The sequence below is a fragment of the Budvicia aquatica DSM 5075 = ATCC 35567 genome (genome assembly GCF_000427805.1).
In the GTDB taxonomy this organism is placed as follows: Bacteria; Pseudomonadota; Gammaproteobacteria; order Enterobacterales; family Enterobacteriaceae; genus Budvicia; species Budvicia aquatica.
Genome location: NZ_KE386587.1, coordinates 3,669 through 23,525, shown reverse-complemented (window position 1 = coordinate 23,525; position 19,857 = coordinate 3,669). Strand labels below are relative to the sequence as shown.

At 47.3% G+C, this 19,857-nt stretch carries 22 protein-coding genes; 17 read left to right on the top strand and 5 right to left on the bottom strand.

All coding sequences use genetic code 11. The features are described 5' to 3' along the window. Positions 1-6: 6 nt before the first annotated feature. Positions 7-1,653: a chaperonin GroEL gene (groL, locus tag YWE_RS0123755; protein ID WP_029096683.1), complete on the top strand. Its 1,647-nt coding sequence runs from the start codon at positions 7-9 to the stop codon at positions 1,651-1,653. A gap of 101 nt (positions 1,654-1,754) precedes the next feature. Here groL and fliB read toward each other — a convergent pair whose 3' ends face one another. Together fliB and epmB are read right to left on the bottom strand one after the other, a co-directional pair. Beyond that, entirely contained in the window at positions 1,755-2,966 is a 1,212-nt protein-coding gene (gene fliB, locus YWE_RS0123750) for a flagellin lysine-N-methylase (protein WP_029096682.1), read from the bottom strand. Positions 2,967-3,228: 262 nt separating this feature from the next. Then, on the bottom strand, positions 3,229-4,257 hold the full coding sequence (gene epmB / locus YWE_RS0123745; RefSeq protein WP_029096681.1) for an EF-P beta-lysylation protein EpmB: 1,029 nt from the start codon (positions 4,255-4,257) through the stop codon (positions 3,229-3,231). Positions 4,258-4,304: 47 nt separating this feature from the next. Between epmB and efp the strand changes: the two genes are divergently transcribed. From efp to sugE, 4 genes are all read left to right on the top strand, one after another. Beyond that, positions 4,305-4,871 carry an elongation factor P gene (gene efp / locus YWE_RS0123740; RefSeq protein ID WP_029096680.1) on the top strand — a complete coding sequence of 189 codons (567 nt, stop codon included), beginning with the start codon at positions 4,305-4,307 and terminating at the stop codon, positions 4,869-4,871. Positions 4,872-4,948: 77 nt separating this feature from the next. Next, a complete protein-coding gene (locus tag YWE_RS29975; protein ID WP_071605931.1) occupies positions 4,949-5,080 on the top strand; it encodes an entericidin A/B family lipoprotein in 132 nt (43 codons plus the stop codon). A gap of 48 nt (positions 5,081-5,128) precedes the next feature. Continuing rightward, the gene (locus tag YWE_RS0123730; protein WP_029096679.1) at positions 5,129-5,482 is read left to right on the top strand and encodes a DMT family protein; all 354 of its coding nucleotides are present in this window, start codon (positions 5,129-5,131) and stop codon (positions 5,480-5,482) included. A gap of 126 nt (positions 5,483-5,608) precedes the next feature. Continuing rightward, positions 5,609-5,923: a quaternary ammonium compound efflux SMR transporter SugE gene (sugE, locus tag YWE_RS0123725; RefSeq protein ID WP_029096678.1), complete on the top strand. Its 315-nt coding sequence runs from the start codon at positions 5,609-5,611 to the stop codon at positions 5,921-5,923. A 77-nt stretch (positions 5,924-6,000) separates the two neighbouring features. Here sugE and YWE_RS0123720 read toward each other — a convergent pair whose 3' ends face one another. After that, the gene (locus YWE_RS0123720) at positions 6,001-6,693 is read right to left on the bottom strand and encodes a TetR/AcrR family transcriptional regulator (protein ID WP_029096677.1); all 693 of its coding nucleotides are present in this window, start codon (positions 6,691-6,693) and stop codon (positions 6,001-6,003) included. A 427-nt stretch (positions 6,694-7,120) separates the two neighbouring features. Between YWE_RS0123720 and YWE_RS0123715 the strand changes: the two genes are divergently transcribed. The 12 genes from YWE_RS0123715 (at position 7,121) to rbsR (ending at position 18,710) form a co-directional block, all read left to right on the top strand. After that, on the top strand, positions 7,121-7,894 hold the full coding sequence (locus YWE_RS0123715; protein ID WP_029096676.1) for a cyclase family protein: 774 nt from the start codon (positions 7,121-7,123) through the stop codon (positions 7,892-7,894). Positions 7,895-7,908: 14 nt separating this feature from the next. Continuing rightward, positions 7,909-9,171 carry an MFS transporter gene (locus YWE_RS0123710; protein ID WP_029096675.1) on the top strand — a complete coding sequence of 421 codons (1,263 nt, stop codon included), beginning with the start codon at positions 7,909-7,911 and terminating at the stop codon, positions 9,169-9,171. A gap of 16 nt (positions 9,172-9,187) precedes the next feature. After that, positions 9,188-10,012: a beta-keto acid cleavage family enzyme gene (locus YWE_RS0123705; protein WP_029096674.1), complete on the top strand. Its 825-nt coding sequence runs from the start codon at positions 9,188-9,190 to the stop codon at positions 10,010-10,012. Positions 10,013-10,016: 4 nt separating this feature from the next. Next, positions 10,017-11,198, top strand: a complete 1,182-nt coding sequence (locus YWE_RS0123700; RefSeq protein ID WP_029096673.1) for an acetyl-CoA C-acetyltransferase — start codon at positions 10,017-10,019, stop codon at positions 11,196-11,198. 13 nt (positions 11,199-11,211) lie between these two features. Further along, entirely contained in the window at positions 11,212-11,871 is a 660-nt protein-coding gene (atoD, locus tag YWE_RS0123695) for an acetate CoA-transferase subunit alpha (protein WP_029096672.1), read from the top strand. Then, on the top strand, positions 11,868-12,524 hold the full coding sequence (locus YWE_RS0123690) for a 3-oxoacid CoA-transferase subunit B (RefSeq protein ID WP_029096671.1): 657 nt from the start codon (positions 11,868-11,870) through the stop codon (positions 12,522-12,524). The genes atoD and YWE_RS0123690 overlap by 4 nt, the downstream gene beginning before the upstream one ends. Before the next feature lie 231 nt (positions 12,525-12,755). Beyond that, complete coding sequence (rbsD, locus tag YWE_RS0123685) at positions 12,756-13,175, top strand: D-ribose pyranase (protein ID WP_029096670.1); 420 nt, start codon at positions 12,756-12,758, stop codon at positions 13,173-13,175. Between the two features lie 9 nt (positions 13,176-13,184). Further along, the gene (gene rbsA, locus YWE_RS0123680) at positions 13,185-14,690 is read left to right on the top strand and encodes a ribose ABC transporter ATP-binding protein RbsA (protein WP_029096669.1); all 1,506 of its coding nucleotides are present in this window, start codon (positions 13,185-13,187) and stop codon (positions 14,688-14,690) included. Positions 14,691-14,696: 6 nt separating this feature from the next. Beyond that, positions 14,697-15,665, top strand: coding sequence for a ribose ABC transporter permease (gene rbsC, locus YWE_RS0123675; protein ID WP_029096668.1), 969 nt, complete (start codon positions 14,697-14,699; stop codon positions 15,663-15,665). A gap of 23 nt (positions 15,666-15,688) precedes the next feature. Beyond that, complete coding sequence (gene rbsB, locus YWE_RS0123670) at positions 15,689-16,576, top strand: ribose ABC transporter substrate-binding protein RbsB (protein ID WP_029096667.1); 888 nt, start codon at positions 15,689-15,691, stop codon at positions 16,574-16,576. 168 nt (positions 16,577-16,744) lie between these two features. Further along, positions 16,745-17,671 carry a ribokinase gene (rbsK, locus tag YWE_RS0123665; RefSeq protein WP_029096666.1) on the top strand — a complete coding sequence of 309 codons (927 nt, stop codon included), beginning with the start codon at positions 16,745-16,747 and terminating at the stop codon, positions 17,669-17,671. A 37-nt stretch (positions 17,672-17,708) separates the two neighbouring features. Beyond that, positions 17,709-18,710: a ribose operon transcriptional repressor RbsR gene (rbsR, locus tag YWE_RS0123660; protein ID WP_029096665.1), complete on the top strand. Its 1,002-nt coding sequence runs from the start codon at positions 17,709-17,711 to the stop codon at positions 18,708-18,710. A 61-nt stretch (positions 18,711-18,771) separates the two neighbouring features. Here the strand turns inward: rbsR and YWE_RS0123655 are convergent, their stop codons facing one another. Continuing rightward, on the bottom strand, positions 18,772-19,383 hold the full coding sequence (locus YWE_RS0123655; protein ID WP_036017053.1) for a trimeric intracellular cation channel family protein: 612 nt from the start codon (positions 19,381-19,383) through the stop codon (positions 18,772-18,774). Between the two features lie 188 nt (positions 19,384-19,571). Next, the coding region (locus YWE_RS31275; RefSeq protein ID WP_211231059.1) for a hypothetical protein at positions 19,572-19,857 on the bottom strand (286 nt) is incomplete at its 5' end.

Below are 19,857 nucleotides of genomic sequence, written 5' to 3'. Positions count from 1 at the left end.
CTAAAGATGGCAGCTAAAGACGTTAAATTTGGTAGTGACGCTCGTGTAAAAATGTTACGTGGCGTAAATGTTCTGGCCGATGCAGTTAAAGTTACTCTAGGACCTAAAGGTCGTAACGTAGTACTGGATAAATCATTCGGCGCACCTTCGATCACCAAAGATGGTGTATCCGTTGCGCGTGAGATTGAGCTGGAAGACAAATTCGAAAATATGGGCGCTCAAATGGTGAAGGAAGTTGCTTCCAAGGCCAATGATGCAGCAGGTGACGGTACGACTACCGCAACTGTTCTTGCTCAATCAATTATTACCGAAGGCTTAAAAGCGGTTGCTGCGGGTATGAACCCAATGGACCTTAAGCGTGGTATCGACAAAGCGGTTATTGCCGCAGTAGAAGAACTAAAAGGCTTGTCTGTACCTTGTGCTGATTCTAAAGCGATTGCTCAGGTTGGTACTATCTCTGCAAACTCCGACGATTCTGTGGGTGCTCTGATTGCAGAAGCAATGGAAAAAGTAGGCAAAGAAGGCGTTATTACCGTTGAAGAAGGTTCAGGCCTGGAAGACGAGTTAGACGTTGTTGAAGGTATGCAGTTCGATCGCGGTTACCTGTCTCCTTACTTCATCAACAAACCAGAAACTGGCGCTGTTGAACTGGAAAGCCCATTCATTCTGTTAGTTGATAAGAAAATCTCTAACATCCGTGAAATGCTGCCAGTATTAGAAGCCGTTGCTAAAGCAGGTAAGCCACTGGTTATCGTTGCTGAAGACGTTGAAGGCGAAGCGCTGGCAACTCTGGTTGTTAACACCATGCGCGGTATCGTGAAAGTTGCTGCTGTTAAAGCACCTGGTTTCGGCGATCGTCGTAAAGCGATGCTGCAAGATATCGCAACGCTGACTGGCGGTACTGTGATTTCTGAAGAAATCGGTTTAGAGCTGGAAAAAGCAACTCTGGAAGATTTAGGTCAGGCTAAGCGCGTTGTTATCAACAAAGACACCACCATCATCATCGATGGCGTTGGCGAAGAAGATGCAATCAAAGGCCGCGTAGCTCAAATCCGTCAGCAAATCGAAGAATCAAGTTCTGATTACGACCGTGAAAAACTGCAAGAGCGCGTAGCTAAATTAGCCGGCGGCGTAGCAGTACTGAAAGTCGGCGCAGCAACCGAAATCGAAATGAAAGAGAAGAAAGCACGCGTAGAAGATGCGCTGCAAGCAACTCGTGCTGCGGTTGAAGAAGGCGTGGTTGCCGGTGGTGGCGTAGCGTTAATTCGCGTTGCCGCTAAGCTTGCTAACCTGACGGCTGATAACGAAGATCAAAACGTAGGTATCCGTGTTGCACTACGTGCAATGGAAGCACCTTTACGTCAAATCGTTGCTAACGCAGGCGAAGAGCCTTCTGTTGTTGCTAACAACGTTAAAGCCGGCGAAGGTAGCTATGGTTATAACGCCGCGACTGAACAGTATGGCGATATGATCGCTATGGGTATCTTGGATCCAACCAAAGTAACCCGTTCAGCTCTGCAATACGCAGCATCTATTGCTGGCCTGATGATTACTACCGAGTGCATGATCACTGACTTACCTAAAGAAGATAAGTTAGACATGGGTGGCGCTGGTGGAATGGGCGGCATGGGTGGAATGGGCGGAATGATGTAATTCCCCCTGCATTCAGTCTTTCTGAATAGCAAAAACCCCGGTGGAGACACCGGGGTTTTTTTATCAGTAATGCTCAGTTTTTGACGTTCAGTAATGCAGTATTAGTTTTTATGAACCAGCAGCTGATTAATTTTTTCAGGATCGTAAAGTCCGCTGTTCTTTAAACTCTGGGCGGTATCAGCAATAGCATTGGGGTACTGGCGCAGCCAGCGATGATAGATATTAACAATATCAATGATTTTGGATTTTCTGATCTGTGAATAGAACATCACCCAGTAGCTAACCAGATTTCTTATTATAAAGCAGTGTGTCACTAACTGGTAGAAGCTTTCTAGGCTGCTTATCTGCGGATGATATGGATATCCGTCATGATAAATCCGATAGAACAGGTAATTAGTTACAATGTGCGGAAATTCATGACTAATCGGTACAACCGTATGATTCCATACCTCATCCAGCAGGGCAATCTTCTGTTCTCCATTGCCCTGCGTCTGATGTATATCCTGATATATATCAGACCAGAAATTCGCCATCGCCGGGACATTCTCAACGTTAGCCAGCGCCGACACTTGGGAACCAATCTCTGCAAACACTTTCCATTGTAGTGCCATATCATGCGGCGTTTTAGCAAGACCCTCTCTGATAGCTTGCGTGGTTAAAGAGGAAGCTAACGTTTTAAGTCTCGAATTAATATTCTTACTGTTTAGTGACTTATCGCCGATGTCAGGCTGATTATTTAGTGTGATTTTGCCGATGGCAAACAGCTTTTCAGTCAGCGTAAGTTCAGGGCGCAGTGCGACAGAGATACATTCAGTGTTAATCGCATGATAAATGCTATCCAGTGGAGAATGACTGGCCGATGAAATATGTTTGGTTGACTCCAGCCAAATAGAGGTCGGGTTCATGAGTATTTGGCCACAGGCCTCCGGGCACTCAATGGCTAAACTTTTACGGGTTTCGTTCTTCCAGCGGATATTAACGTAGGGATAGTCCAGACAGAATTTAGGGCGGGTATGAAGATCGTCTCGATTGCCTATCATACAATAGGTGCAGGATTTTGACTTATCAAAGAAGGAGCAGTAATTATCGCTGCTCAAATGGATAATGCCCCAATTCTCAAGGTCTGTTTTAGCCAGTTCAATACTCCGTTGAGCCACCGTTCGAATATCACTATCAGAACTGCGGAGATATGACTGTGAGCTGACTTTATCTAATGGGATTTCTTTGCCGATGCAACATGTGCATAAGCATCCACCGCCATTACATTGAAACCGACGAACATATTCAGGCTCATAGATATTGATTATATTCATACTAATTCACGACCGGAAAACGAGAGAATTCCTATATGGATTTTTTATATTACGAAATTATCTGATGTGGGTAAACAAATACTACGTTATTTAATTCGAAGTGACTATTTAGATTGAAATTAATTTATTAACGGCGATGTTAATGTAACGTTGCGTTATTAGATGGCTAATATAAAATATTTTAATCCACTGTGCTGATTAACATAATCAACACAGTGGATTTTAAATGGGTAGCGGGCTTATTATGAGTATATCAGTCTAATTAATCGTTAAATAACTTTAAGTCCAGCGGAGTCTTACTTGGCTGTCCGCCAATTTCTCTGGTTAACTTAGGAACAAGATAACCAGATGTTTTTGCTAGCATTTCACCTATAATTTCTCTGGCGGTATCGTCATCAACCATAAAATGCGCGGCTCCCTGAACCTTATCAAGGACATGAAGATAATAAGGTAGTATACCCGTGTTAAATAATGCATTGCTTAGATTAATTAACCGGTCTGCACTGTCATTTACTCCCTTCAACAACACGCTTTGATTGAGCAGTGTAACGCCAGAACATATTAATTTTTTCATGCTATTAGCGACTTCAGAATCAATTTCATTGGCGTGGTTTATGTGTGTGACCAGAATAATTTTCAGCCGTGAATCTGCAAAGCGCTGGCATAATACATCGGTAATACGAGCCGGAATAACAATCGGTAAACGCGAGTGAACTCGTAGCCGCTGAATATGTGGAATCTTTTCTACTTCAGCGATCAGCCAGTCCAGTTCATTATCTTTGGCCATTAGCGGGTCGCCGCCCGAAAAGATAAGCTCATCCAGTTCAGGATGTTGGCTGACATAGTTTAATGCTGCAGACCAGCTTTGCTTATTGCCCGGATTCTGGTGATAAGGGAAATGGCGACGGAAGCAATAACGACAGTTAACGGCACAGCCCCCCTTTACCAGCAGCAGCGCTCTGTTATGATATTTATGCAGCAGGCCGGGAACGGCTGCGTGCTGTTCTTCTAACGGGTCAGCGCTGTATCCGGGGGCTTGAGTAAATTCAGCCTGCTGGGTTAAAACCTGCAGCAACAGCGGATCTTGTGGATCGCCTTTACGCATTCGCGCCACAAATGCCCGGGGAACCCGTAGGGCAAATAAACGGCGTGCTTGGTTGCCTTTGTTCAACTTAGGGTGGTTTTCGAGAGATAAAAGGCGTAATAATTCGTCAGGATCGGTAATAACATCCGATAACTGGTGTAACCATCCTTCTCTAGTTACTGTGTTATGGGTTACAATGTGCGCCATTTTGAGCAGAGCTACCTAATTAATTTAATCTAAGAAAGAGGACCATCATGGCGACTTATTCTAGCAACGATTTCCGTCCGGGTCTTAAAATCATGTTAGACGGTGAACCCTGCGCCGTTATTGAGAGTGAATTTGTTAAACCTGGTAAAGGACAAGCGTTTGCCCGTACTCGTCTGCGTAAGCTGATTTCAGGTAAGCTATTGGAAAAAACCTTTAAGTCTACCGATAGCGCTGAAGGTGCAGACGTCATGGATATGAACCTGACCTATCTGTATACCGATGGTGACTTCTGGCATTTCATGAATAATTCTACATTCGAACAGTTAGAAGCTGATGCTAAAGCCGTAGGCGATAACGCTAAATGGCTGGTTGAGCAGGCGGAATGTATTATCACTTTATGGAACGGTGCTCCTATTGCGGTAACGCCGCCTAACTTTGTTGAGTTAGAAATTATTGAGACCGATCCGGGCCTGAAAGGTGATACTGCCGGTACCGGTGGTAAACCAGCAACGCTGAGCACTGGCGCGGTGGTAAAAGTACCTTTATTCGTTCAGATTGGTGAAGTGATTAAAGTTGATACCCGCTCCGGTGAGTATGTGTCACGCGTTAAATAACTCATCGCTGAGACTCAAATAAGGCCGTATTCACGGCCTTATCTTTATCTTGTAGACCAGAACACGAGGAGTGCCTTATGTTGAAGACGATCAGTGCCATATTGTTATCATTTATTGTCTTATCCGCTCTGAGTGGCTGCAACACTGTTCGCGGCTTTGGTGAAGATATTCGCCATGTCGGCAGTGCTATTGAACGCGGGGCAAGCTGAATTTAGCTTTTTGCCAGATCTCTCGTCGTATTCAGGACTACTCTGTTTATGTCACCGTTAGTGATTACCGTTTTTATGCTGACGCTAAGCAATGTGTTTATGACTTTTGCTTGGTATGGCCACCTTAAATATTTTCACAGTAAAGTCTGGGTTGTTGCTGCATTAGTCAGTTGGGGCATCGCACTGTTTGAGTATTTGCTGCAGGTGCCGGCTAACCGTATTGGTTACCAAGTCGCCTCCGCAGGTCAGTTAAAGATCATTCAGGAAGTGATTAGCCTGTCGGTATTTATTCCTTTCTCAATGTATATCCTTAAAGAACCTTTTCGGACAGATTATATCTGGGCCGGGCTCTGCCTGTTAGGCGCAGTATTTTTTATGTTTCGTGACAAAATAATGGGGTAAGTGGAAAGTATACGGTCAACTAGCTTATACTAAGCTGCGCAGTTTATTTCTATTGGCTAAGCAGGACGACCTGTTTACGCATCAATCATACGGGGACGACCCCACAGTGTCAGGGGAGTACTCTTTATGGCCTGGATTATTTTATTTATCGCCGGAATATTAGAAGTGGTATGGGCGATCGGTTTGAAATATAGCCATGGATTTACCCGCTTAACGCCGAGCATTATTACCGTGGTTGCGATGGCCGCCAGCGTATTTTTATTAGCTAATGCGATGAAAACTTTACCGGTAGGTACGGCTTATGCGGTGTGGACGGGGATCGGCGCGGTAGGGGCGGCTATTACCGGCATTATACTGTTAGGTGAGTCGGCCAGTTTGATGCGAGTGCTTAGCCTGTGCCTGATTATTGCCGGTATTATTGGCCTGAAGTTCAGCACCTAAATCGTTAAGTTAGTATTATCTTGCTTAAACCTTCACTGGCGATCCTAAATGGCGTGTTAGTGAAGGTTTTTTACTTTCTATAAGCTCTGTTTCTCAGGCATGTTTAACGCCTTCAAAATGGCCAGACTGCCGGATAGATCTTCCTTGTTGTTCTCTGCCAGACTCTTTAGACCGGCAACGATAAATGAGAGTAAGTATTCACAGGCTTGCTCTTTGTTTTCAATAGAGCAGTGCATATCGGATAACCCGCCGATTCTGTCTACTTCAGAGAACGTATTACACATCACACCCACCATAAAATCGAATCCCCATTGAATGCTGGCCTCGTCGGCTTCAGGGATTGAACGGCGCATTTCTGCCTGAAATAAGCGTGCGGTGGCATCAAACTGATCTTTTAACAGTCCGAGGTTATACCCCAGTAAGCTTGAAACTATGCGGGAATAGCTTCTCCATCCCGGCCCGCCGTTAAGGTGCCAGAACAGATAGGGCATGATAAATGAGTGTACGATTTGCTCAATGGAGAGCGGTGCTCCGTTGGCCTGATTGCGAAAGTATTCCAATAGCTGTAGGCGGGAGTCGCTGAGCAGGCCAATCCGGCGCTTGATCACCGCTTCAAACAGCGCTTCTTTAGTGCCGAAGTGATAGTGTGCCAGCGCCAGTTTAACGCCCGCAGTTTGGGTAATCTGGCGGATAGAAACCGAATCATAACTACTTTGTGCAAAAAGCTGTTCAGCAGCATTTAAGATTTTTTCTGATGTTGATATCTGCATGTTGTATTTCATACCGTCAAAAAGTGGGGTGGCTGCCGAAACAGAAAAGATCTGAAGCAAAAATCCAAGATGACCAACTCTATACTTACGACAGACACCGCTCCATTATAAAGCCGCAGGGAGTAAATACACTCAAATTTGAGTCATTGTCCCGGCTAATCCCATCGCATCCATTCTGATGATACTCTTATCTCATGATTTTAAAGCTGTTTTCAAGCTATTTTCTAACTTTCAGTTTGCCTCTCACTCTCAGACCATTTGGCTTCAAAGCTGATTTTTTCAGATCTACCTCACTCTTTACTACAAATTAGTTAGACGTCCGTTCAATAATTTAATAGGTTGGACGTACGACCAAGTTATTGGCTGTTTTTAGACCAATAAATAGAGTGACCGTGATTTTAGTAAAAATAATGTGGGAGTTTTTTATATGAGAATTGTCGATCTAAGCGTCACCATTGAAGACCACACGCCCTGCGATCCTCCATCAATGCCAACCAAAATAGAGTATTGGGGGCACGATAAAGGCGCTGAACATATGCGCCAGTTTTTCCCTACGGCAACCGAAAAAGATCTGCCCGGCGGGTTAGGGTGGTCAATTGAATATATCCAGCTAACAACGCACAGCGGTACCCATCTTGATGCACCTTGGCACTATCACCCGACAATGAACAAAGGTGAACCCGCCAGAACCATAGATCAAATTCCGCTGGAGTGGTGCTTCTCTGACGGTGTGATGCTCGACTTCTCCCAGCAGCCGGGAAATGGCGGAAAAATTACCGTAGCCAATATCGAAGCCGAACTGGCGCGAATTAACTATCAGCTGAAGCCCCTCGATATCGTAGTGATTCGTACCGGTGCCGCCGAGCATTGGGGAACGGAAGCTTACCTGAGTGCCGGATGTGGCATGACTCGTGAAGCCACGCTATACCTTCTGGACCGGGGAATTAAAGTTGTCGGTACGGATGCGTGGAGCTGGGATCGTCCGCTTTCTCTTATTGCTGAAGAATTTGAGCAAACCGGAGATTCATCACTGATTTGGGAAGGTCACTTTGCCGGTATTGAAAGTGAGTATTACCACATGGAGAAGATGAGTAACTTGGATCAACTTCCGCCATTCGGTTTTAAAATCGCCTGCTTCCCGATAAAAATTAAAGCTGCCAGCGCAGGCTGGTGCCGTCCGGTCGCTATGTTCGATCTGTGATTGAGGGATATACCATGACGAGTTCCAGCAATACACCCGTTTCAGGTAACAAAAAGACTAAATGGCATGTCCTGTTTGGCGGCTTCTTTGGCTATATGTTTGACGCTATGGACATTCTGTTACTCGCAGTCGCGATGCCGGTTATTATCGCCGATCTTGGTATATCAAGGGCTGACGGAGGCCTGTTAGCTACTGCGACCATGGTAGGCATTGGCTTTAGTAGCATTATCGTCGGCTGGTGTGCCGATACTTACGGACGACGGAAAACCTTATTCTGGAGTCTGATTATTTTCAGCGTATTGACTATGGCTATCGCCTATACCAGTACCTGGTTTGAAATTCTGGTACTGCGCTTTCTGGCCGGCTTGGGTCTTGGTGGCGTATGGAGCATTATTGTTTCTTATATCACTGAAACCTGGCCTGCAAAACAGCGCGGTCGGGCAGCCTCCTTTGTACTGAGTTCCTTCCCTGTTGGTGCCGGCTTAGCGGCGTTCTTAGCCTATTTGATCATTCCTACTTTCGGTTGGCGTGCTCTGTTTTTATGCGGAGGTGGCGCAATTATCGCGGCGCTCTACTTCCTGATTTTTGTTCCTGAGTCAGAGGCGTGGAAGAAACAAAAAGAAGAGCAAAAAGTGAAAGGCGAGAAGATTTCCATTTCTGAGATTTTCTCCCCGGATATGCTGCGTAATACCATTTTAGCCACGACCGTTGCCAGCTTTGGCCTGATTGGCTATTGGGGATGTACCACCTGGCTACCGCTGTTCCTGACTCAGGATCGCGGGTTGAGCATGGAAACGATGTCTCTGTTCTTCGTGGTGCTTAATATCGGCATGTTCGTCGGATATAACGCGTTCGGTATGTTGGCCGATAAAGTCGGCAGGCGCACGGCACTGGTGCTTTCATTTATGGGAACGGCGATTACGTTGCCAATCTACGTCAATATGACCGGCGATATGTCACTGCTGATTATGGGCCCGGTTTATGCCTTCTTTACTGCTTTCGTCGGGCTGATGGGGTCATATTTCCCTGAACTTTTCCCAACCAGAGTGCGCACTATCGGTGCCGGTTTCTGCTTCAACATCGGACGGGGCGTTTCTGCCTTTGCTCCTTTCGCTATGGGCTTTATTGCACAAAGTTATGGTCTGGTTACCGGGCTAATGATTTGTGCAGTCTTCTTCTGTTTAGCCGGTCTGATGATGTTCGCATTACCTAACATTGATGGCAAAAAAGATAAATCTGCTGCACTGCACAACGCTGAATTACAAGAAGGGAATTAACCAGAAGGTCATTATTATGAATACTAAAACGATTATTACGGTAGCAACCACGGGCGCTTTTCCAACCAAAGAAGATAACCCCAATATTCCGCTGACGCCAAAAGAAATTGCCGCTGATGTGCATGAATGCTGGCAAGCGGGAGCGGCCATTGCCCATCTTCATATGCGTGACGATCTGGGTAAAGGCACCATGAATCTGGATAAATTCAGAGAAACCGTGGGGCTGATCCGTGAGAAGTGCGACATTGTCATCAACCTGACAACATCCGGTGACCTAAATGCTACGGATGAAACCCGGATGGAACACGTTATCGATTTGAAACCGGAGCTGGCTTCTTATGACTGCGGTTCAATGAACTGGGCGCACAGCGGTTTGTTTATCAATCATCCTAAGTTTCTTGAGAAGCTAGGGCAGGTGATGATCGATAACGACGTCAGGCCTGAAATCGAAATATTTGATGCGGGAATGTTTTACAACTCGCTGTATTACATAAAGAAGAACCTAATCAAAACGCCTGCTTATTACCAATTAGTGCTCGGTGCCGCAGGCGGAACCGCTGCCACGGTTGAAAACCTGGTTTATCTAAGAAACTTACTGCCACCGGAGGCGCACTGGTCGGCCTTCGGCATTGGCAAAGGGCATTTACCGGTACTGTTAACAACCCTTGCTATGGGTGGTCACGTTCGGGTGGGTATGGAAGATAATGTGTTTTATAGCAAGGGACAACTGGCGAAATCTAACGCTGAATTTGTTGCCCGGGCGGTACGTTTAGCCAATGAGGCCGGTCGATCGCCGGCAACGCCGGCAGAAACCCGGACCATACTTAGCCTGCGAGGATAACGTTATGACAGATATCGTGATTGTCAGTGCGGTACGTACTGCTATAGGTAGCTTTGGCGGCTCACTGGCATCAGTCGCTGCTCCTCAACTCGGGACATTAGTGGCTAAAGAAGCCATCGTCCGCGCAGGAATAGACGCAGGCATAATTGATGAAGTGGTTTTTGGCAACGTACTACAGACAGGCTTAGGGCAAAACCCTGCCCGACAGGTTGCTATTAATGCCGGACTAACGCAGGCGACTCCGGCCACTACCATCAATGTGGTGTGTGGCTCTGGCCTGAAAAGTGTCATTTTTGCGGCTCAAATGATTGGTTCCGGTGATGTTGATATCGTACTGGCTGGCGGCATGGAGAATATGTCTGCCGTTCCTTATCTGCTTGATAAGGCGCGCTGGGGATACCGAATGGGTGACGGGAAAATTGTCGATACGGTAGTTCATGACGGCCTTAGCTGTGCTTTTAATCATTACCATATGGGGATTACGGCAGAAAATATCGCTGAGCGTTATGGCATAGATCGCCTTCAACAGGATGAAGTTGCGGCTTTATCCCAGCAGCGGGCGGCGTCGGCGATTGGGCGCGGTGCATTCCAGCGGGAAATTTTACCGGTGACTATTCAGCATAAAAAAGGCGAGATTATTTTTGCTGAAGATGAGTATGTACGGCCTGACACCTCGGTGACCTCCCTGGGTCGCCTGCGCCCTGCCTTTAAACCCGACGGAACCGTAACCGCAGGAAATGCCTCGGGGGTTAACGATGGTGCGGCGGCTCTGATGGTCATGAGCGCAAGCCGGGCCAGCCAGCTTGGATTAAAGCCGATGGCCCGTATCCGTGGCTATGCTACTTGCGGTGTTGATCCGGCCTATATGGGGATGGGGCCAGTACCTGCGACCCGAAAAGCGCTGGAAAATGCCAAGTTAAGCATGGCAGATATTGATCTTATCGAAGCCAACGAAGCCTTTGCCGCGCAGTTTATTGCTGTCGGACGAGAGCTGGGATTTGATGCGGAAAAGACCAACGTTAACGGCGGTGCGATTGCACTGGGCCATCCTATTGGGGCATCCGGTGCGCGTATTTTGGTGAGCCTGCTTCATGCGCTGGAGAGTAGAGATAAATCGCTGGGGCTGGCAACGCTGTGCGTAGGTGGCGGACAAGGGGTTGCCGTGGTTGTTGAGCGGATGAAATAAGGAAGGCCTGACGATGAAATCTAAAGTCATTACTCTGGATGCGTTTTCGTCGCAGCTACGCGACGGCATGAGCATTATGTTCGGTGGTTTTATGGGAAACGGAACCCCACCGACTCTGATGCAGGCTCTGCTTGATTCCGGAGTAAAAGAGTTAACCTTGATCGGCAACGATACTGCCGTTCCGGGGCTGGGCGTGGCGCCACTTATCGCGGCCAAGCGCGTGCGTAAAGTGATTGCTTCACATATTGGCCTTAATCCGGAGACCGGCCGTCAGATGATGGCCGGTGAAATGGAGGTTGAGCTGATACCGCAGGGAACGCTGGCCGAACGCATTCGTGCCGGTGGCGCAGGTCTTGGTGGTTTTCTGACACCGACCGGCGTAGGGACGGTGGTGGAAGAGGGAAAGCAGCGCATGACCATCAACGGCCGCGACTATTTACTTGAACTACCGCTACGCGCCGATCTGGCGCTTGTCCATGCTAAACGGGGTGATGTGGCCGGTAACCTTTATTACCGTCGTTCGGCCAGAAACTTTAATCCGCTGATCGCCCTGGCGGCAGATCGGGTTTTTGCTGAGGTTGAAGAACTGCTTAATATCGGCGATCTGGATCCCGATTTAGTTATGACGCCGGCAATGCTGATTGAAGGCATAGTGAAAGGAGAGAGCCAATGACGCCTAAAGAGTTAATTGCCCGCCGGGTCGCCCTAGAACTCAGAGACGGTGATATCGTTAATTTAGGAATTGGTCTTCCCACTATGGTGGTTAACTATATTCCTGATGATGTTGATATCACGTTTCAGTCAGAGAATGGTTTTTTGGGTATTTGCCCTGTGGAACAGGGGGAGCACGATCCCGATTTGGCTAATGCCGGCGGTCAGCCGTGTGGCATTATTCCCGGAGGTTCAACCTTTGACAGTGCGTTTTCATTTGCCTTAATACGCGGCAGCCATGTTGATGCCTGCGTTCTGGGCGGTCTGGAAGTCGATCGGCAGGGTAATCTGGCTAACTGGATGATCCCGGGAAAGATGGTGCCGGGAATGGGGGGCGCGATGGACTTGGTGACCGGTGCCAGAAAAGTCATTGTTGCTATGGAACACTGTGCTAAAAATGGCTCATCAAAGATCCTTCAGCATTGCTCATTACCCCTGACGGCTCAGCGTTGTGTGTCTGTTCTGGTTACCGAGCTGGCCGTTTTTGAATTCAGAGGCGGACATTTGGTATTAACCGAACATGCCCCGGGTGTCTCTCTTGAGCTGATTCGTGAAAAGACGGATGCTGAATTTATCGTAGACCCCGATTTCAGACAGATGAGCATTGCTGCCTGACCCTGATATAGCCCTGCTCTTTTCGCTTGTCGGAAAGAATAGGGCTTCATTTTAATGTCGTTATACCCCTTATTTTGACTTAACCGTTTCAGCATATCAACGCTGCTGTCGTTTTATCGAAACGTTTCGATGCCGGTCACAAATTTCTCATAAATCTTTTGCTTTATCTGACTATCTTCCTAAACTCTCGATCAACGAAACGTTTCGATGACCATCAGCAGGGCAGGAAAGATGAAAAAAGGCAGATTACTTAACTCGACGCTTTCTTGGGCTATTTCACGCTTAGGGCACACAGATACCTTAACGATTGGTGATGCCGGGCTGCCCATTCCCGCCGCGGTAGAACGTATTGATTTAGCACTGACTCACGGTGTTCCTTCATTTCTGCAGGTATTTGATGCGGTCACCGATGAGATGCAGGTTGAGAAAGCCATTGTGGCCGCTGAGATAGGCGATAAAAATCCGGATATTCACCAGCAGTTACTGACCCGCCTTAAGGATCTACAGCAGCGCCAGGGTAATGTGATTGCTGTGGAATATGTTAGTCATGAAGCGTTTAAAACCCTGTCCCATGATAGTCGTGCCATTGTGCGTAGCGGTGAATGTTCACCCTATGCCAATGTGATTTTATGTTCCGGCGTTGTGTTCTGAGGTACTGATATGCAACCTCTGCTGAAAATTAGCGGTATTGAAAAATCTTTCCCCGGCGTTAAGGCTTTGTCGGGCGCCTGCCTGAATGTCTATCCCGGTAAAGTGATGGCGTTACTGGGCGAAAACGGTGCCGGTAAATCAACTCTGATGAAAGTACTGACCGGTATTTACACTAAAGATGCAGGGCGGATTGAATATCTGGGTCAGGAAGTGGCATTTAACGGACCTAAGTCTTCGCAGGAAGCGGGCATCGGTATTATCCATCAAGAACTCAATTTAATCCCTCAGCTCAGCATCGCAGAAAATATTTTTCTGGGGCGGGAGTTTGTTAACGGCTTTGGTCGGATTAACTGGAAGAAAATGTACGCCGAAGCCGATCGCCTGCTGCGTCGGCTAAACGTGGAGTACAGCAGTCGTCGGCTGGTGAGTGAATTATCCATCGGCGATCAGCAAATGGTAGAAATTGCCAAGGTGCTGAGCTTTGAGTCTAAAGTTATCATCATGGATGAGCCGACCGATGCGCTGACCGATACTGAAACCGCCTCTTTGTTTAACGTGATTAATGAATTACGGGCTCAGGGTTGCGGTATTGTCTATATCTCTCACCGGCTAAAAGAAATTTTTGAAATTTGCGATGACGTTACCGTATTACGCGACGGTGAGTTTATTGGTGAGCGCCCGGTTGCAGAATTAGATGAAGACCGACTGATTGAAATGATGGTCGGGCGTCGTCTTGATGAGCTTTATCCGCGTTTGGATCAACCGCGCGGTGGTTTACGCCTTCAGGTGAAGAATCTTTCCGGTAAAGATGTCCATGATGTCAGTTTTGATCTGTATCGCAGTGAAATTCTGGGTATCTCTGGCCTGATGGGCGCGGGTCGTACCGAACTGATGAAGATGATTTATGGCGCATTGCCGCATACCCAAGGCAGTGTGATTCTTGATGGTCAGGCGATTAGAGTAGCTAACCCACAGGACGGATTAAAGAACGGTATTGTCTATATTTCTGAAGACCGTAAAGGCGATGGCCTAGTGTTGGGCATGTCAGTTAAAGAGAATATGTCATTAACTGCGCTGCGCTATTTCAGCCAAAGCTGGGGTGCACTTAAGCATGCAGAAGAGCGGCAGGCGGTAAATGACTTCATCAAACTGTTCAATATTAAAACGCCGACCATGATGCAGCCGATTGGCCTGCTCTCCGGGGGTAATCAACAGAAAATTGCGATTGCCCGTGGCCTGATGACTCGCCCTAACGTGTTGATTCTTGACGAGCCTACCCGCGGCGTTGACGTTGGGGCAAAGAAAGAGATCTATCAGCTTATTAATCAGTTTAAACGTGAAGGGTTGAGCATCATTCTTATTTCATCAGAAATGCCGGAAGTCATCGGCATGAGCGATCGCATTTTGGTTATGCATGAAGGCCATATTAGCGGCGAATTTCCTATTGAGCAGGCAACACAAGAAGTACTGATGGCGGCGGCAGTCGGCAAACAGTACGGTGTTATTCAGGAGTAATATACAGTGAATAGTTCACAGACCCCTTCACCAAGCCGCTTTAATAAAGAGTGGCTGCTTGAGCAAAAGTCGCTGATTGCCCTGATCGTATTGATCATTGCAGTCTCGTTCTTGAGCCCTAACTTTTTTACCGTTAATAACCTGTTCAATATTCTGCAACAGACATCGGTTAATGCCATTATTGCCGTAGGCATGACGCTGGTTATTCTTACGTCAGGTATTGATTTATCGGTGGGCTCCTTACTGGCGTTGACCGGTGCGGTGGCGGCCTCGTTGGTCGGTATGGAAGTGAATGCTTTTGTTGCCATTGCTGCGGCATTGACGCTGGGCGCCGGTATTGGTGCCATGACCGGCGTGATTGTGGCCAAGGGTAAAGTTCAGGCCTTTATCGCTACGCTGGTGATGATGTTGATATTGCGAGGTATCACGCTACAGTTTTCTGACGGTAGCCCGCTGAACCTTGGTTTTTCTGACAGTACCGATATTTTTGAATGGTTTGGTATTGGTCGTCCTTTAGGGGTACCAGCGCCGATCTGGATTATGGCGATCGTATTTATTGCCGCCTGGTATTTGCTTAACCATACTCGACTCGGTCGCTATATCTATGCGCTGGGGGGGAATGAATCTGCAACCCGCCTGTCGGGTATCAGCGTTGATCGGGTTAAGATTATTGTATATGCCCTGTGCGGACTATTAGCAGCACTGGCCGGTATTATTGAAGTGGGGCGTTTATCTTCCGCTCAGCCTACTGCCGGTGGCGGTTATGAGTTGGATGCTATCGCGGCTGTTGTACTCGGCGGAACCAGCCTTGCCGGTGGACGTGGTCGGATTACCGGTACTTTAATCGGTGCACTGATTCTGGGCTTCCTGAGTAATGCACTGAATTTATTAAGTATATCTTCTTATTTCCAAATGATTGTTAAAGGCGCCGTCATTCTATTGGCGGTATTAGTAGATAACAAAAGCAGTAAATAACCTTTTATATAGGAATGATGATAATGAATATGAAAAAGCTGGCTATGTTAGTTTCTGCTACAGCGCTTTCCCTGTCCGTCAGCGCCGGCGCTATGGCAAAAGATAACATCGCGCTTGTCGTCTCAACGCTGAATAACCCGTTCTTTGTTTCAATGAAAGACGGTGCTCAGAAGAAAGCGGATGAACTGGGCTATAACCTGATTATTCTGGATTCGCAGAACAATCCGGCCAAAGAGCTGGGTAACGTGCAGGACTTAACCGTACGTGGTGCAAAATTATTACTGATCAACCCGACAGACTCTGATGCTGTGGGCAATGCCGTTTTGATGGCTAACAAAGCGAATATCCCGGTTGTGACGCTGGATCGCGCGGCCAATAAAGGTGAAGTGCTTAGCCATGTGGCCTCTGATAACGTGGCCGGTGGTAAAATGGCCGGTGATTTTATCGCTACAAAACTGGGCGATAATGCCAAGATCATCCAGTTAGAGGGTATTTCAGGTACTTCAGCCGCTCGTGAACGTGGTGAAGGCTTTAAGCAATCTATGGCTGCGCATCCGTTCAAACTGTTGGCCAGCCAGCCTGCTGACTTTGACCGCACTAAGGGACTGAACGTTATGCAAAACCTGCTGACGGCTCACCCGGATGTTCAGGCCGTATTTGCCCAAAATGATGAAATGGCATTAGGTGCAATGCGTGCATTACAAACCGCCGGTAAGAAAGATGTGCTGATTGTCGGCTTCGACGGTACTAATGATGGTCTGAAAGCAGTGAAAAGCGGCCGTTTAGGTGCCACCATTGCTCAACAGCCAGAGCTGATTGGCAGCAAAGGTGTGGAAGTCGCCGATAAGATTCTCAAAGGTGAGAAGGTTGAAGCTAATATTCCGGTAGAGCTGAAGCTGATTGTTGAATAAATAATGATAGGCCTGCGGGGCGTGTCTTTTCACCCTCTCGGTGAAAAATGAGGCGCGCAGCCGCAGGTAAAGTACCCATATTTTAGCCGAAAATGAGTGCTTGGCTTAATATTTGAGCCTGCCAGACCGGCCGTTGTATCGAATAATTTTCTCTCAAGAGGTATCAGTATGTCCGCGGATAAATTGGTGGTGTTAGGCAGCATTAACGCTGACCACATTCTTAACGTGAATGAGTTTCCTCGCCCGGGAGAAACCATCACCGGCAAAGATTATCGTATCTCTTTTGGCGGGAAAGGGGCCAATCAGGCTGTAGCAGCCGGGCGTAGCGGGGCCAATATTACTTTCATTGCCTGCGTGGGCGATGACAATATTGGTAAGCAGGTGCGCAAGCAGCTGTCTCAGGATAATATTGATATTCAGCCAATAGAATCTATTGATAATATTAACACCGGCATTGCGATGATTTTCGTCAATGGTAAAGGTGAGAATATGATCGCCATTGATGCGGGGGCTAACGCGTCGGTAACGCCTGATTATTTAGCAAAATATCGCCAACAGGTTATTGATGCCAAAGCGCTGCTGATGCAATTAGAGACACCGCTAGAAACCGTTATTGCGGCAGCAAAGCTGGCTAAAGATCACGGTACGTTAGTTGCCCTGAACCCCGCTCCGGCGCGTGAATTACCCGATGAGCTGTTAGCCAATATCGATATTATTACTCCCAATGAAACAGAGGCTGAACAACTGACCGGCGTTGCTATTGATAATGATGATGATGCCAGCCGCGCTTCTGCCGTACTTCATGCCAAAGGCATTCATACGGTAATCATTACCTTAGGCAGCCGTGGTGCTTGGGTTAGCGTTGACGGAACCGGCAGTTTGATTCCCGGCTATAAAGTTGAGCCGGTTGATACTATTGCCGCTGGCGATACCTTTAACGGTGCTTTAATTACTGCCTTGCTTGAAGGGGATGAATTGGGTCAGGCGGTAAAATTTGCTCATGCGGCAGGTGCAATTGCGGTGACCCGCAGGGGGGCCCAGCCTTCCGTTCCGTGGCGTAAAGAGATTGATCTGTTTTTGACCAATCATGTTTAACTGACTTCTTGATAAAACTGATAGCAGGAGTTATGTAGTGGCAACGATGAAGGATGTCGCCCGGTTAGCCGGAGTTTCAACATCAACGGTCTCACACGTTATTAATAATAATCGTTTTGTGAGTCAACCAGTTAAAGACAAAATTCTTTCAGCCGTTGCCGAACTGAACTACTCTCCGTCAGCCGTTGCCCGCAGCCTTAAGGCTAAGCAGACGCGCACCATTGGTATGTTGCTTACCTCCAGTAATAACCCCTTCTATGCAGAAGTTGTCCGCGGTGTAGAACAGAGTTGCTATGAGCGAGGCTATAGCCTGATTTTGTGTAATACCGAAGGCAATACAGAGCGTATGGGCACCAGTCTGGAGACGTTACTCCAGCGTCGGGTCGATGGCCTGATTTTGATGTGTAATGACCGTAATCCCCTGTCTGAGGCGCTATTTCTCCAGTATCCGGAGCTTCCTATCGTTATGATGGATTGGGCGCCGTTTAACGGTGCCTGCGATACCATTCAGGATAATTCGTTGCTTGGCGGTCAGTGTGCAACGGAATATTTAATCGGCAGAGGTTACCGGCGCATTGCTTGCATTACCGGCCCTCAGGATAATACTCAGGCTCGTCGTCGTTTATCCGGTTATCAAAAGGCGATGACCGATGCCGGACTGACACTGGAGGATAGCTACCAGATCTTCAGTAACTTTGAGTTCTCCGGTGGTCAGAAAGCGATGGAGCAATTACTTCAGCTGCCAGAACCGCCTGATGCGATATTTACCTGCAATGATGCTATGGCCGTGGGGGTTTATTTAGTATTAAGCCGTGCCGGATTAACACCGGGAAAAGACATTGCGGTCATTGGATATGACGATATTGAGCTGGCGTCGTTTATGTCTCCGCCGCTGACCACCATCCATCAACCAACGGATGCGCTGGGCAAGCTGGCGATCGATACACTGTTGGAAAGGCTTAATGCTCAAATGACTGAACCACGTACTTTGGTTTTAACGCCTAGGCTGGTGGAACGGGAATCGGTCGGTATTATGTGATGTTGTTTGCCGTTTTATCGGTAAAGTGAATAAAACGGCTAAAGATTAGCGACAGGGCGAATTAGTCATCGGTCTGATAGCTGAATACCGGCAAACCAATCTTGAAGTAGATAGCTAATATTCTGAAGGTAAAGCCAAAAATGAGTGTAGCAATAATGGCAATATCGGTAGCAATTTTAAAGTGAACCAGCCCGATATACAGTAGTGCCGAAAGAAATGATACGCTGGCATATAGCTCTTTTTGGAAGACCAACGGGATACGGTTACAGAAGATATCTCTTAATACCCCACCGAAAACACCGGTTACCAAGCCTGAAATAGCCACGATTAAAACCGGCAGCCCCATGCTCATTGCAACCTGTGCACCAATGATAGAAAACACCACCAGGCCAATTGCATCTAATACTAAGAAGAACTTACGCAGGTAGATCATAACGCGGGCTGTCGCAACGGTCATCACCGATGCAATTGCAACAATCAGCACATATTCAGGATGAGCGACCCAGGTCAAAGGGTAGTGGCCCAGAATCATATCCCGAACGGTCCCTCCGCCAATAGCCGTTACCGCAGAGATAATAATAACGCCAAAGATATCCATTTTGCTTTTACCCGCCGCCAGTGCGCCGGTCATGGATTCAGCCGTGATTCCAATGATATAGAGATAAAATAGCATTTTGTTATAGCTGTAAATTATAAGGTTGGTGGGTATTTTATGTTCCACTGCAAACTTAAGCAAACCAAATAACAAGATGGAGGGTAATTTGATATTTAGTGGTTTTTACTTGGTGTTTTTTATCTATTTTGCAGTGTTTAATATCGATTTTTCTGTTGTTTTTTTGTACGTTATGGTGAGTTGGGTTTCTAAGGCACTAAATTCTCTCTTTTACTCCACTTACTCGATTCTCTATAGGTCGTCATCCCGTTGAAAAACGGAACGGGTAGCCGTAGGCGCGCAGCAAATATTCGCATAGCGAATGGTCGAAAGGGTGATCGTAGTGAATCATCCAGCTTTTGACCTGATGTTATTCGACCAAGACCAAAGGTCAAATTCAATGGCTGGATACCGTTTTTCAACGGGATGACGACCCTACTGCAAGGGCAAGGGCAAGGGCAAGGGCAAGGGCAAGGGCAAGGGCAAGGGCAAGGG

Coding starts and splice junctions, on each gene's coding strand:
- groL (WP_029096683.1), top strand. CDS start 7: ATGGCAGCTAAAGACGTTAAATTTGGTAGTGACGCTCGTGTAAAAATG.
- fliB (WP_029096682.1), bottom strand. CDS start 2,966: ATGAATATAATCAATATCTATGAGCCTGAATATGTTCGTCGGTTTCAA.
- epmB (WP_029096681.1), bottom strand. CDS start 4,257: ATGGCGCACATTGTAACCCATAACACAGTAACTAGAGAAGGATGGTTA.
- efp (WP_029096680.1), top strand. CDS start 4,305: ATGGCGACTTATTCTAGCAACGATTTCCGTCCGGGTCTTAAAATCATG.
- YWE_RS29975 (WP_071605931.1), top strand. CDS start 4,949: ATGTTGAAGACGATCAGTGCCATATTGTTATCATTTATTGTCTTATCC.
- YWE_RS0123730 (WP_029096679.1), top strand. CDS start 5,129: ATGTCACCGTTAGTGATTACCGTTTTTATGCTGACGCTAAGCAATGTG.
- sugE (WP_029096678.1), top strand. CDS start 5,609: ATGGCCTGGATTATTTTATTTATCGCCGGAATATTAGAAGTGGTATGG.
- YWE_RS0123720 (WP_029096677.1), bottom strand. CDS start 6,693: ATGCAGATATCAACATCAGAAAAAATCTTAAATGCTGCTGAACAGCTT.
- YWE_RS0123715 (WP_029096676.1), top strand. CDS start 7,121: ATGAGAATTGTCGATCTAAGCGTCACCATTGAAGACCACACGCCCTGC.
- YWE_RS0123710 (WP_029096675.1), top strand. CDS start 7,909: ATGACGAGTTCCAGCAATACACCCGTTTCAGGTAACAAAAAGACTAAA.
- YWE_RS0123705 (WP_029096674.1), top strand. CDS start 9,188: ATGAATACTAAAACGATTATTACGGTAGCAACCACGGGCGCTTTTCCA.
- YWE_RS0123700 (WP_029096673.1), top strand. CDS start 10,017: ATGACAGATATCGTGATTGTCAGTGCGGTACGTACTGCTATAGGTAGC.
- atoD (WP_029096672.1), top strand. CDS start 11,212: ATGAAATCTAAAGTCATTACTCTGGATGCGTTTTCGTCGCAGCTACGC.
- YWE_RS0123690 (WP_029096671.1), top strand. CDS start 11,868: ATGACGCCTAAAGAGTTAATTGCCCGCCGGGTCGCCCTAGAACTCAGA.
- rbsD (WP_029096670.1), top strand. CDS start 12,756: ATGAAAAAAGGCAGATTACTTAACTCGACGCTTTCTTGGGCTATTTCA.
- rbsA (WP_029096669.1), top strand. CDS start 13,185: ATGCAACCTCTGCTGAAAATTAGCGGTATTGAAAAATCTTTCCCCGGC.
- rbsB (WP_029096667.1), top strand. CDS start 15,689: ATGAATATGAAAAAGCTGGCTATGTTAGTTTCTGCTACAGCGCTTTCC.
- rbsK (WP_029096666.1), top strand. CDS start 16,745: ATGTCCGCGGATAAATTGGTGGTGTTAGGCAGCATTAACGCTGACCAC.
- YWE_RS0123655 (WP_036017053.1), bottom strand. CDS start 19,383: ATGCTATTTTATCTCTATATCATTGGAATCACGGCTGAATCCATGACC.